Source organism: Cupriavidus sp. 8B (assembly GCF_054589115.1).
Genome location: NZ_BAAILO010000129.1, coordinates 1 through 13,431 on the forward strand (window position 1 = coordinate 1; position 13,431 = coordinate 13,431).

The window sequence follows — 13,431 nt, forward strand, 5'->3', positions numbered from 1 at the left end:
TCTGGCTATCTCAGGCACGTTTGCTCGTACGCCGATTGACCAATGCCTGAATTTGTCCTCACCCTCTTTACGAGTAAAGAAAAGTGACATCTCACAGGTTCTAAAACGGCCAGCACCGTACAGCCGCGACAGCAGCTAGGAGCGCTAAAACACCGCCCACTCACGCTATTCAGCATCAGCAGCTAGAAGCATGAAAACCCCGCCCAGCAAGCGCCAAAACCCGCGTCAGCGGGCTACAAGCCGTACACATCGCACACTTCCCCCAACCTACAATTCCTCCTCCAAGCTCAACAGACTTTGCGAACAAATCAGCGGAACGGGACACTGGCTAGCCAGGCGTGCCGCTGCCCACCTCCGCACGCTCGCCAATCAGCGCGAGCTTGCGTGAGCCGGCAAAGATGTCGCTGGGTTTGAGCCCGAATACCTGCCGGATGGAATGGCTGAAGTGGGTGGAGTCGGGGTAGCCGGTATCCAGCGCCACATGGGCCAGGTTGGAGTCCTGGGTGACGTAGTGCAGCAGGCTGCGGGCACGCTTCCAGGTACGAAAGCTGCGAAACGGCGTGCCGACGTCTTCCTTGAACAGGTGCAGGAAGCGCGAGAAGGACAGATGGGCCGACGCGGCGCATGACTCGGCCGTGGCCGTGGCCGACGGCGCGTTGCGGATGCGCTGCACCACGGCCTCAATGCGCGGATCCAGCCGGCGCGGCGCCAGTCTCTCGCCAAAGAAGATCTGGTCGAAGCTGTCCGCCTGCAGTTCCAGCTCGCGCCCACGCGCGCTCAGGTAGGCATGCGCCTGGCGCACGTGGCGCACAAAGGCCGGATCGTCCACCGCCCCTGCCCGCTCGCGTATCACCGCTGGCAGGCGCGCAAGGTCGATGCTCTCCGCCTCCAGGGCCAGGTCGCAGATCATGCGGTCGTCGCAAGCCACCGAGTGCGGCGTGTACGCCGGCACCACCGCCAGTTCCGTGGATTCCCAGGGCCCGTCGTCAAATCGGATGCGAATGGGTGCGCGCAAAGACACATAGATCAACAGCCCGCCCATGGTGCGGACCGAAGGGGCGCCAAGCAGGCCGGCGTAGAACAGCCGGTCAGGCGTGAGCCACATCACCCGGCCGGCTCCGTCCCGGGCGCAAGGCGCCACGGTCGTCGCTGGCGGGCACGCAATGCCTTGTGCTTGCATCTGCATGTCCTTGTCTCCTGCTGGCGCAGTCTGCGCACCGGTGGGTGCGTCGCCAGGCCTGCTAGTTATGTGGTCTCGGTGCGCCAGCCATGATGCGATGCAAAAAAACGACGCAAAAAACAGCATAGCCGGAGCTACCGGCTACGTCTTGCGTCAGGTGGCTATGCCGGCCACGGGTGGTCCGGTGCTCAGCCCTCGCCGTGGTGCTCGCCGTAGTGCTCGCGATAGCGCTGGCGCAACGCGAACTTCTGGATCTTCCCGGTGGAGGTGGCCGGCAATGCCGCCAGCACCACCACCGCCTTAGGCACCTCGAAGCCGCCCAGGTGGGCCTTGCAGTGCGCGCCCAGTTCATCCTCCTCCACCCGTGTGCCGGGCTTCAGGGTCACGAAGGCCGTGACCGCCTCGCCCCAGCGCGCATGCGGCAGCCCGACCACCGCCGCATTGGCCACGGCGGCGTGGCGCAGCAGCACCTCCTCGACCTTGATCGAGGGCACGTTTTCGCCTCCGCTCTTGATCATGTCCTTGATGCGGTCAAGGAACAGCAGCTGGCCATCCTCGTCCAGCACGCCGAGATCGCCGGAGTGATGCCAGCCAAAGCGCTGCACGCGGGCGGTAGCCTCGGGATCCTTGTAATAGCCCAGCATCACGTTAGGTCCGCGAAACACGATCTCGCCGGGCTCGCCCGGGCCGAGCAGCCGGCCGTCGTCGCCCATCACCGCCACCTCGTTGACCACCGTGCCCACGCCCCAGTAGGCGCCAAAGCGCTTGCGCTGCTCCTCGGCCTCGAAGATGGTGGCCGCCGGGTACATCTCGGTCTGGCCCGAGCACAGGATGAAGTTGGGGCAGAACGCGTCGAGCAGGCGCAGCAGCAGGTTCTTGGGCAACGGCGCCATGCCGTAGATGCACAGCCGCACGCTGGAGAGGTCAGTCGCGGCGAACTGCGGGTGCTCCAGCATGGCCCGGTACATCATCGGCAGCGCCACCACCACGGTGACGCGGTGCCGCGCCAGGTCCGCCAGCACCCGGGCCGGATCGAAGCCGCGCCCCACCACCACGGAGTGTCCGCCCAGCAGCGCGCTCATGGTATTGCCGTGCTGCGCGCAGTGGAACATCGGCAGCAGGCAGGTAAAGACTTCCCGCGCCGTCCCGCAGCCGGTATCGACGAGGTTGGCCGACAGCACCGAGTGCACCGAGGCGTGCGAGTGCATCACGCCCTTTTGCGGGCCGGTGGTGCCGCTGGTGTACATGATCTGCGCCAGCTGGCCGCTGGCGATGTCCACATCCGGCAGCGTGGCCGGCTGGCCGGCCAGCGCGTTGGCATACCTGGTCACGGCCAGCCCGGCCGTCTCACCCGCTACCTCGCCCGCCGGCTCCAGCAGCACGACGGGAATGCGCGACGCTGCGACCAGTTCGCCAATGCCCGGCCGCGCCAGCACGGATGCGTCCGCCACCAGGCGCGTCACCTCCGCGTGTTCCAGGATGTACCGGATCGCGTCCGGCGCCAGCGCCGTATTGATCGGCACCCACACCATGCCGGCCTTCTGGATGCCCAGCACTGCCACGATCATGTCGATCGAGTTGTTGCACAGCATGCCGACGCGCTCGGCGCTGCGCATGCCTTGGGCCAGCAGGTAGTGGGCAAACTGGTTGGTGGCGGCGTCCAGCGCCGCATAGGTCAGGCTGTGCTCGCCCTCGATCAAGGCCGTGCGGGCGCCGAAGCGCCGGGCCGAGCGGTGGATCACGTCGCCAAGGGCGATGCGCCCGATGCGCTCGCGCGCCTGTTCCGTTGCTGTGCTCATCTGTGTCTCCAAAGTGTCTCCGAATGTGGATTGCCGTTGCTCCCGCTCAGTTCATCTTGGGCGGCGGCAGCAGCTCGCTGGCCGGAATCCACTTGTCGCCCGCTACCTTCATGATGCGGATGCGGTCGTTGCTCAGGCGGTTGCTGGCGGAGACATTGAAGCCCGGGTTGCCCAGCGCGTCGGGCGGCAGCTTGGTCGATTCCATGGCGGCGTTGAACGTCTCGGCGGTCAGGTTGCGTCCGGCCTTGTCGGCAAGAGCCGCGAAGGTGACATAGGCGTAGTAGCTGAACATCGAATACACGCCCGGGTCTTCATTGAAGCGCTTCTTGTACGCGGCGCTCCACTGCCGCACAGCCGGGTTTGGATCATCGGCATAGGGCAGCATGGTGAAGGCCGCGGCGTGGACACCGTCCAGCGCCTTGCCGCCGAGCAGCGGCACCTGGTGCGCGTAGTTGGCCGAGGTCCCCGCGAAGACCGGGTTGAAGCCGATCTTGCGCGCTTCCTGCACCGACGCGATGTACTCGCGCATGGTGGAAGCATTGAACACCAGGTCACAGTTGGCCGCCTTGAGTCGCGCCATCTGCGAGGAGAAATCGGTGGCCCCGCGCTTGTACGAGACCTTTTCCACCAGGGTCATGTTCCTGGTCTTGAGATAGGCCTGAGCGCCTTCCAGCGACTCCCGCCCGTAGTCGTCGTCCTGGTACAGCATGCCAACCCGCTGGTAGGGCTTCTGCTTGAGGAAGTAGTCCATGATGGTGGTGGACATCAGGAAGTTGGACGGCCCCAGCGCGATCTTGTACGGGCTGGCCGGCTCGTACATATCGCGCGCCGCGCTTTGCGGCATGAAATTGAACACCTTGCTCTGCAGCAGGAACGGCAGCGTGGCCATATTGGGCGCGGTGCCCAGGTGGCCGATGATGGCGAACACGCCATCCTGCGTGACCAGCTTCTGCGCGGCCAGCACGGCCCGCTTGGGCTCGTAGCCGTTGTCTTCCACCACCACCCGCAGCTTGCGGCCCTGCACGCCGCCGCGGGCGTTGATTTCTTCCACGGCCATGGTCATGCCATTGCGCGACTCCTTGCCATAGTTGACGATCGGCCCGGACATATCGGTGATCAGGCCGAGCACGATTTCCTTGTCGGTGACGCCGCGCGCCTGCGCGATCGCGCCGGCGCTGAGCGCGAGCGCAATGGCGGCGATGGTGGTCTTCAAGATCATGGTTGTCTCCTTGTCTTATCGGTTTGTTGCTTTATTGCTCTATTGGTGGATTGCCTTGGCTTCAATGCACGCTCTGTGGCGGCTTGGGTCCCGACTGGATCCTGCTTGGCACGGACCGCGGGTCCGGCGGTAATGAGATGGGCGCATTGCTCTGTGCCTGGCCGCCCAGGCCCACGGCATCGGCCACGGGTGTCGGTGCCGACCAGTCGGACAAGCGCTGCCCGCCCCGCGCCAGCGCCGCCAGCAAGGGGGAGATGTCCCAGTAGTCGTAAGCATTGCCGCGCAGGCGGGCGTAGCGCTCCAGCCCGGCTTTGATGCGAGGCAGGCCAATGCTGTCCGCCTGCCACACCGGGCCACCGAGATAATCGGGAAAGCCATAGCCGGCGGTCCACACCATGTCGATGTCGCCGGGCCGGCAGGCCACGCCCTCCTCCAGCAGCTTGGCGGCCTCGTTGATCAGCGGAAACATCAGGCGCTCGACAATCTCGGCGTCGGCAATGTCCGTGCGGCGGACGATGCCGTGCGCACGGCCCAGCGCGGCGCAGATGCGCTCGGCCTCCGGGTCCGCCACCGGCTCGCCGTCCGGGTAGCGGTAGTAGCCAGCGCCGCTCTTGCAGCCGAGCCGCCCGAGCATGAACAAGGTGCGCACCACCGCGCGATAAGCAGGGTCAGGCGGCAGGCCGCCGGCCTTGCCATACTCCAGCACGATCTTGGCACCCGTGTCGATCCCGGCCAGGTCCAGCATGCGGCACGGGCCCATCGCCATGCCGTAAGCCTGCATCACCGCATCCAGCCGCGCCGGGCTCACGCCTTCCATCAACAGGAACTCGCTCTCGCGCAGGTAGGCTTCGGCCATGCGATTGCCGATAAAGCCGAAGCACACGCCCGTCACCACCGCCACTTTGCCGAGCCGCCGGGCCAGGTGCATGGCTGTCACCAGCACATCCGGCGCGGTGGCGCTGCCGCGCACCACCTCGATCAGCCGCCCGCCATTGGCCGGATTACGGAAATGCAGGCCGGCGAAATCGTCCGGCCGGCCGCTGGCCTCGGCCAATACCTCCACGTCCAGCGTGGAGGTATTGGTGGCAATGATCGCGCCGGGCTTGCAGATGTGGCCGAGGCGGGCGCACACCTGCTGCTTGAGCGCCATGTCCTCCACCACCGCCTCGATCACCAGCTCGCAGCCAGCCAGCGCGCCATAGTCCAGCGTGCCGGCAATCAGGCCCATGCGCCTGGCCACCTGATCGGGCCGCAGCCGCCCGGCCGCGGCGCTGGCCTCGTACTGGGCGCGCACGGACGCCAGGCCCTTGGCCAGCGCGGCGTCGCTGGCTTCAACCAGCGTCACCGGCAAGCCGGCGTCCGCCAGGCTCATGGCGATGCGCCTGCCCATGGTGCCGGCGCCCACCACGCCGGCGGTATGCAGCGCACGCGGCGCGATTCCCGAAGGCACGCCGGGCACGCGGGCCGCCTGCCGTTCGGCAAAGAACAGGTGGCGCAGCGCTCGCGATTCCGGCGACGCCACGCAGGCGGCAAGCAAGCCGGCCTCTACCGCCTCGCCCTCGGCGAACGGCAAGGTTGCCGCCGCCTGCACCGCTTGCACGATGGCCGCTGCGGCCGGATAGCGCGCGCGCTCATGCGTGGCGTGCCGCAGGGCCTGCGCGAAAAAGTCCGCCGGGAGGCCGGCAACCGGCACGGACAGCGCGGACAGCCGGCGCGGCGGCGCCGGCCTTTCCAGCAGGTCTTCCAGGAAATTAAGGCCCACGGCCAGCGGCTCGCCCGGTGTCAGCGCATCGACGATGCCGGCGGCCAGCGCCGCCTCGGCGTCAAGCATGCGACCGCTCAGCATCAGGTCCAGCGCCAGGGCCGCCCCGCAGGCGCGCGGCAGCCGCTGGGAGCCCAGCGAGCCGGGCAGCAGCCCCAGCTTGATCTCGGGCAGCCCGACCCGCGTGCCAGGCAGGGCCACCCGGTAATGGCACGCCAGCGCCAGTTCCAGCCCGCCGCCGAGCGCGGTGCCGTGCAGCACGGCCACCACCAGCCGCTCGCTGGCTTCGATCCGGGCCAGGATGCGGTTGTAAGGCGCGGCCGTGAAATCCGGCGCGCCGAACTGGGCGATGTCGCCGCCCGCCACAAAGGTCCGGCCCGCGCACCAGATCAGCAAGCCATCGAGCGAGGGATCGGCCTCGAAGGCGGCCAACTGCGCATCCAGGCCCGCCACCGTGGCCACCGACAGCGCGTTCACCGGCGGATGATCGATGCACAGCAGGCCGATCCGGCCATGCCGGACCAGGCTGACGGGGGCGGTGTTTCCTGCGTGGCTCATGGCGCCTCCTGTTTCGGGGCCGCTTACGGATTGCGGATCGCGGTTAGCGCTCAGGCCACCTTGGCCAGGTACATCGACTCGATCAGCGCGCTGTACTTGTCGTTGACCAGCTTGCGCTTGAGCTTCATGGTCGGCGTCAGCTCCTCGTCCTCGGCGCCAAGGCGGGTCTCGATCAGCCGGAATGCCTTGATCTGCTCGACCCGCGCGAACTGCTTGTTGACCTTGTCGATCTCCTGCCCCACCAGCGCGATCACCTCCTTGCTGCGGCACAGCGACCCGTAGTCGGAAAAATGCACGTCGTGCTCCTGCGCCCACTGCTCCACGTTGTCCTGGTCGATCATCACCAGGCAGCTCAGGTAGGGACGGCGGTCGCCGATCACCACGGCGTCTGTCACATAGGGGCTGAACTTGAGCTGGTTCTCCCACTCGGACGGCGTGACGTTCTTGCCGCCGGCGGTGATGATCAGGTCCTTCATGCGGTCGGTGATATAGAAATAACCTTGCTCGTCCACCCGGCCTACGTCGCCGGTGCGCAGCCAGCCGTCGGACATGGTCTCGGCGGTCTTGGCCGGCAGGTTCAGGTAGCCCATGAAGACCTGCGGGCCCCGCACCAGCAGCTCGCCTTCATGCGAGACCTTCACCTCGGTATGCGGCAAGGCAATGCCGATGCTGCCCGGGCGCATCCGGCCCGGCGGGTTGCAGGTGGCCGCGCCGGTGATCTCGGTCATGCCCCATAGCTCGTGCAGCACGATGCCCAGCGCCATATACCAGCGGATCAGGTCGGGCGAGATCGGCGCCGCGCCGGTCACCGCCAGCTGCACGCGGTTCAGGCCCATCATGCGGCGTACGTTGCCCAGCACCAGCGTATCGGCCAGCCAGAGCTTCAGGCGGGCGCCCAGCGGCAGCGCCCTCGCCTGCCCGTCCTCGTGCACGCGGGCCCGCCCGGCGGCCAGCGCCCAGTCATAGGCCCAGCGCTGCAGGCGGGTGGCTTCCCGGACCGCGATGGTCACGCTGGAATAGAGCTTCTCCCAGACGCGCGGGACCGCCAGGAAGGCATCGGGCTGGATCTCGCGGATATTGTCGAAGATGGTGTCGGGGTTCTCGACGAAGTTGACGACGGCGCCGGACAGGATCGAGTAGTACTCGCCAAAGATCCGCTCCGAGACGTGGCATAGCGGCAGGAAGGCCATGCGCTCGCCGATGGTGGTGGCGGGCAGGAACTCGCGCAGCGTCAGGCAGCTGCGCAACACATTGCGGTGCGACAGCATCGCGCCCTTGGGCCGTCCCGTGGTGCCGGACGTATAAACCAGCACGGCCAGCGCATCGGCGCTGCCGGCGGCCAACCGCGCCTGCACCAGTCCCGGCTGCCGCGCCCGCGTTTGCCTGCCGAGCGCCAGCAGCGCGTCGAAGCTGAGCACGTCTGGGTCATCGAAGCCCGCCAGCCCTTCCATGTCGTATACGACCACCTTGCGCAGCCGGGGCAGGCGCTCGCGCACCTCCAGGTACTTGTCGAGTTGCTCCTCGTTCTCGACGAAGAGCATGACGCTGCCCGAGTCGTGGCACAGGTACTCCACCTGCGAGGGCGAATCGGTGGGATAGATACCGCTGACCACGGCGCCGGCCGTCAGCGCGCCGAGGTCGCTCCACACCCATTCCCGGTTGGTATTGGACAGCACCGATACCACCTCGCCCGCCTGCAGGCCCAGTTCGGCAAGGCCGGCGGCGACGTCTGCCACGATCTCGCCCACTTCGCGCCAGCGGTAGCTGCGCCAGACCCCGAGCTCCTTTTGCCGCATCATCACGGCGTCGCCGCGCTGGATCACGGCGTGCCAGAACATTTGCGGCAAGGTCTCGAATGCCGCATCGGAAAGGGGCTGCATGGTGTGTGCTGTCGCCATTGCCATGGATTGCTCTCAATCTGGTGATCGTTTGGGGACCCGATGCCCCGATGCGCTGATGCCTTAGCGCCAGGTCTTGCGCTTTTTCCAGCGGCGCTCGCCGCGTACGCCGCTGTCCTTCATGCCGAGATAGAATTCCTTGATATCGTCCTTCTCGCGCAGCACGGCGCAGGTGTCCTCGGCCACGATGCGGCCGTTCTCCAGCACGTAGCCGTAGTCCGCCGCGTTGAGCGCCATGTTGGCGTTCTGCTCCACCAGCAGGATGGTGGTGCCGCGCTCGCGGTTGATGCGCACCACGATCTCGAAGATGTCCTTGGTGAGCTTGGGCGACAGGCCCAGGCTGGGCTCGTCGAGCAGGATCAGCTCGGGTGCCGCCATCAGCGCGCGCGAGATCGCCAGCATCTGCTGCTGGCCGCCCGAGAGCAGTCCTGCGTCCTGCGCGGCGCGCTCGCGCAGCACCGGGAAGTAGCCGTAGACCATCTCCATGTCGCGCGCCACGCCGTCGCGGTCCCGCCGCGTATAGGCCCCCATCAGCAGGTTGTCGCGCACCGATAGCAGCGGAAATACCTCCCGCCCCTCGGGCACATGGCTCAGGCCCCGCCGCACGATGTGCGCCGGGTCCATCGCGGCGATGCTCTCGCCCTTGAACGCGATGCTGCCGCGGGTCGGGTCGAGCACGCCGGAAATGGTCTTGAGGATGGTGGTCTTGCCGGCGCCGTTGGCCCCCAGCACGGTGGCGATGCTGCCGCGCTGCACGGCAAGGCTCACGCCCCGGATCGCCTTGACGGGGCCGTAAGCGCTTTCCACGTTGGCCAGCGCCAGCACGGGCGTGTCCTGGATTTCGCGCATCTTGTCAGCGCCTTCCATCAGGTTCATGCCGCCCTCCGCAATGAGGCCACATCGTCCACCGTGCCCAGATAGGCTTCGATCACGCCGGGATGCGCCTGCACCTCCGCCGGCGTGCCCTGCGCCAGCACCTGGCCCTGGTTCATCGCCAGTACCCGGTCCGACACGCGCGACACCAGGCTCATGTCGTGCTCCACCATCAACACGGTGATGCCCAGCTCGCTCTGGATATCGCGGATCCACCAGGCCATGTCCTCGGTCTCTTCCACGTTCAGCCCGGAGGATGGTTCATCCAGCAGCAGCAAGCGCGGGCTGCTGCACAAGGCCCGCGCCAGCTCCACCACCTTGCGCACGCCGTAGGGCAGGCCCGCCACCAGCGCATCGCGGTGCGCCTGCAGGTCCAGCAGTTCGATCATTTCCTCGGCCTTGTGGCGCGCCGCCAGTTCCGAGCGGCGCGCGGCGGGCGAAAACAGCAGGTCGGCCCAGAAGCCCGCGGCCCGATGCGTGTGGTGGCCGATCAGCAGGTTCTGCAGCACCGTGGCGTGCTCGAACAGCTCGATATTCTGGAAGGTGCGCGCGATGCCCTGAGCGGCGATCGCGTGCGGCGGCAACTGCGTCAGCACGCTGCCCTGCCACAGGATTTCCCCGCTGGTAGGCGGATAGATGCGGCTGATCAGGTTGAACACCGTGGTCTTGCCGGCCCCGTTGGGCCCGATCAGCGTAAAGACCTCGCCGCGCCGCACATCGAAGCTCACGCCGCCCAGTGCCAGCACGCCGCCAAAGCGGACCGACAGGTCGCGCACGCTGAGTAGAGTATCTGTCATGGCGGCGGTCCTTATTTCAGGCGCTCGGAGCGCTGGAAAGCCTTCTGGCGGCGGAACATGCCCTGCCGGTAGAAGGGAAACAGCTCCAGGTACGTGCGGATCTTGCACCAGCGCCCATACAGCCCCATCGGCTCGAACAGCACAAACGCCATCAGCACCAGCCCGTACACCAGCGCCTGCAGGCCGCTCGCCTGCGCAATGGCCGGCGGCAGGAAATCCTTGGCCAGCACGATCATCTGCGGCATGACGATCAGGAAGATCGCGCCAAGAAAGGCGCCATGCACCGAACCCAGCCCGCCCACCACCACCAGCAGCAACAAATCGATCGACTGGGCGATGCCGAACTGCTCGGGCGAGAGATAGCGCAGCTTGTGGGCATACAGGGCGCCCGCGATGCCAACCAGCGCGGCGGACAGCGCAAACGACAAGGTCTTGTAGCGCGCCAGGTGGATCCCCATGCTCTGCGCCGAGATCTCCGAGTCCCGGATGGCGATGAAGGCCCGCCCCGTGGCGCTGCGCAGCAGGTTGAGCACGGCCAGCGTGACCAGCAGGCAAACCGCGAGCGACAGGTAGTAGAACGCCACCGGCCCGTCCAGGACATAGCCCCACAGTTGCGGCGCGGCTACCGGCAGGCCGGCGTTGCCGCCGGTCACGCTCTCCCAGCGCGCCAGCACTTCCTCGACGATCAGGCCAAAGGCCAGCGTGGCAATGGCCAGGTAGATGCCCTTGACGCGCAGCGCCGGCAGCCCCACCACCACGCCCGCCAGCGCCGACAGCGCTGCCGCGGCCAGCAAGGCCGGCACAAAGGGCACGCCGTGGCCGGTCAGCCACGCCTGCGTATAGGCGCCCACGCCTAGGAAGGCCGCGTGGCCGATCGACAGCAGCCCTGTGTAGCCGGACAGCACCATCAGGCCCAGGCCCGCAATGGCATAGATCAGCACAAAGCCAAGCTGCGCGATCCAGTAGCTGCTGGCCCAGCCCGGCGCGATCAGCAGGCAAACCAGCAGCAAGCCGTACCAGAACACATGGCCGGGGTGCCTGGCCAGGCGCAGATCCTGGCGATAGTCGGTCTTGAAGAGGAATCGCATCGCGTCTCTACACCTTTTTACGCAGGTTCTCGCCGAACAGGCCGTTCGGCTTGACCACCAGCATGATCAGCACCACGACATAGGCCGCGACGTCCTTGAAGCCCTCCGGCAGGTAGAAGCCCGCCAGCGACTCCACCACCCCGATCACCAGCCCGCCCACGATCGCGCCCGGCAGGCTGCCGAAGCCGCCCACCACCGCTGCGGGGAAGGCCTTGAGGCCGAGCATGCCCATGCTGGCATGGACAAACGTGATGGGCGCCAGCAACAGGCCCGCTATCGCGGCCACCGACGCCGACAGGCCCCAAACCAGCCCGTTCAGCCGCCGCACCGGAATGCCCATGTAATAGGCAGCAAGCTGGTTCTGCGAGCTGGCCTGCATCGCCACGCCGATGCGGCTGTAGCGGAACACCAGGTAAAGCACCACGCAAAGCGCGGCGGTGACGCCGATCACCGCCACCTGCTCCACGCTCAGCACCATCCCGCCGGTGCGCCACACCATGCCCTGGTAAGGCACCGGCAAGGTATGCGTGCCGGCGCCGATGCCCGGCACCATGGTGATGAGGCCGCGCATCACGTAGCCCATGCCGATGGTCAGCATCACCACGGTGAACTGCGGCTGGCCCAGGATGGGGCGAATCGCCAGGCGCTCGACCAGCATGCCGAAGCCGGCCATGCCCGCCACCGTCAACGGCACGGCAAGGACCAGCGGCAACCCAAGCATGGTCAGCACCACGCCGGCGAAGGCGCCCAGCATCATGAACTCGCCCTGGGCAAAGTTCACCGTCTCGGTGGCCTTGTAGATGAGGACGAAGCCCAGGGCAATCAGCGCGTAGATGCAGCCCAGCGCGATCCCCGAGATCGTCAATTGCAGGATCTCCAATCTTGTCTCCTGTGCCGCCCGTCCCCTTGCCGCGCACGGCGTGCGGGCGGCCGGGGTCGATCTCGGTATTGGGTGGGTCAAGCGCGCACGATGGCAGCGGTTGCAGCTGGTGCCGTCGTGCGCTTCGCCGTGTTGGCACTGGTGCCGCTGTTGCCTCTGGTGCCACTGGTGCCACTGGTGCCACCGTAACAAAACTACCGGGGTGGCTCTTGTGTGGACTGGCTGTATATGGACTGGGGATTACCCATGGTTGGCGCGGCTGGTGCCGTTCGCCGCCAGGGGATCAGCGGCGCGCCAGCACCACCGCAAGCTCGAATGCGCCACTGGGATGCGCCACAGCGCTGAACGGCGGCTTGGGCCAATCCCACAACCGGGCGGGGAACAGCGCACGCATGGCATTGATGTCACAGTGATACGGCGGCCCTTCCACCATGCCCTGGCCAGCGCTGTCGCGGCGCATCTGCATGAACAAGGCGAACAGGCGCCCGCCGGGACGCAGCCAGGCATGCAGCTGGGCGGCATAACGGGTCCAGAGGTCGGGATGCAGCGCGCACAGGCAGGTCTGCTCATAGACGGCGTCCACTGGCGCCGCCGGCTGCCATTGCAGGACGTCTGCCTCCTCCAGGTCCGCCTGCAGTTCCTCCCGTTCGAGCCGGGCAAGCGTCCGCGCAAGTGCCCCGGGGGCGTAGTCGATGCCGCTCACCTGCGCGCCATGCCCGGCCAGCGCGGCTACCTCCCATCCACCGCCGCAGCCAGGCACGACCACCCGCTCCCCTGCCTGGATCGCGCCTTGCGCCAGCCAGGCTTGCAGTTGCGGGCTAGCGGCTTCGCGCTCCCACGGGGTCTGCCCGGACTCGAAACGAGACTGCCAGAAGTCCATTGTCGGTCCTGCCATTGGGTGCTCCTCTGCGTTTTTATGAAATTTCCCGGGCGAGTTCAGAAGTTTCCGGTTCGGCGGGCGACTGACTCTTGTGCTTTGCTGGCTTGCTCGCTGTTTCTTTGATCGGCGATGGCTCTTGCACCCAACAGCCGTACGACATCCCCCTGCGGGGGCTGCCGGTCACTCTTCTTTGCGCGGCAAAGAAGACTAACGAGAAGAAAGCCGCCCTGCCGGGAGCAGAGCAATAAGGCTTTCGAATCTCGGTGGATTCGTCGTACGGCCCAGAGTGCCGGCTGGCTTCTGCCGGTACCGGCTTGACCGGCCACGAACCTGCCAGCCTCCGGGATTCACGGTGGGGCCCCCGGTAGCGGACATCGCTTGCTTCAAGCCGTCTGTCGCTCGCGGAGTGGCTGGCCACGAAGTTGCAAGCGCACCGGTTCCGTCGTGGGCGCGGTGGCACCGGGTTGATAAGCCCGAGACCATGGCCACCGCGCCCG

General features: G+C 66.9%; 10 protein-coding genes. All 10 read right to left on the reverse strand.

The features are described 5' to 3' along the window. Window positions 1-328: 328 nt before the first annotated feature. The 10 genes from ACYP5B_RS13730 to ACYP5B_RS13775 all read right to left on the reverse strand — a co-directional run bounded on the left by ACYP5B_RS13730 (window position 329) and on the right by ACYP5B_RS13775 (window position 12,949). Window positions 329-1,186, reverse strand: a complete 858-nt coding sequence (locus tag ACYP5B_RS13730) for an AraC family transcriptional regulator (RefSeq protein ID WP_459570027.1) — start codon at window positions 1,184-1,186, stop codon at window positions 329-331. A 182-nt stretch (window positions 1,187-1,368) separates the two neighbouring features. Beyond that, window positions 1,369-2,979, reverse strand: a complete 1,611-nt coding sequence (locus tag ACYP5B_RS13735; RefSeq protein ID WP_459570029.1) for a class I adenylate-forming enzyme family protein — start codon at window positions 2,977-2,979, stop codon at window positions 1,369-1,371. Window positions 2,980-3,025: 46 nt separating this feature from the next. Continuing rightward, window positions 3,026-4,198, reverse strand: a complete 1,173-nt coding sequence (locus ACYP5B_RS13740) for an ABC transporter substrate-binding protein (RefSeq protein WP_459570031.1) — start codon at window positions 4,196-4,198, stop codon at window positions 3,026-3,028. Between the two features lie 61 nt (window positions 4,199-4,259). Beyond that, window positions 4,260-6,518 (reverse strand): 3-hydroxyacyl-CoA dehydrogenase NAD-binding domain-containing protein, encoded by a 2,259-nt coding sequence (locus ACYP5B_RS13745; RefSeq protein ID WP_459570032.1) that lies wholly within the window; start codon window positions 6,516-6,518, stop codon window positions 4,260-4,262. Window positions 6,519-6,568: 50 nt separating this feature from the next. Beyond that, window positions 6,569-8,398, reverse strand: a complete 1,830-nt coding sequence (locus ACYP5B_RS13750) for an AMP-dependent synthetase/ligase (RefSeq protein WP_459570034.1) — start codon at window positions 8,396-8,398, stop codon at window positions 6,569-6,571. Between the two features lie 81 nt (window positions 8,399-8,479). Further along, on the reverse strand, window positions 8,480-9,292 hold the full coding sequence (locus tag ACYP5B_RS13755) for an ABC transporter ATP-binding protein (protein ID WP_459570036.1): 813 nt from the start codon (window positions 9,290-9,292) through the stop codon (window positions 8,480-8,482). Further along, entirely contained in the window at window positions 9,289-10,086 is a 798-nt protein-coding gene (locus ACYP5B_RS13760) for an ABC transporter ATP-binding protein (RefSeq protein ID WP_459570038.1), read from the reverse strand. Before ACYP5B_RS13760 ends, ACYP5B_RS13755 begins: the two co-directional genes overlap by 4 nt. Window positions 10,087-10,097: 11 nt before the next feature. Then, on the reverse strand, window positions 10,098-11,174 hold the full coding sequence (locus tag ACYP5B_RS13765; protein WP_459570040.1) for a branched-chain amino acid ABC transporter permease: 1,077 nt from the start codon (window positions 11,172-11,174) through the stop codon (window positions 10,098-10,100). Window positions 11,175-11,181: 7 nt separating this feature from the next. Continuing rightward, complete coding sequence (locus tag ACYP5B_RS13770) at window positions 11,182-12,054, reverse strand: branched-chain amino acid ABC transporter permease (RefSeq protein ID WP_459570041.1); 873 nt, start codon at window positions 12,052-12,054, stop codon at window positions 11,182-11,184. A gap of 283 nt (window positions 12,055-12,337) precedes the next feature. Continuing rightward, window positions 12,338-12,949, reverse strand: coding sequence for a methyltransferase domain-containing protein (locus ACYP5B_RS13775; RefSeq protein ID WP_459570043.1), 612 nt, complete (start codon window positions 12,947-12,949; stop codon window positions 12,338-12,340). Window positions 12,950-13,431: the final 482 nt, after the last annotated feature.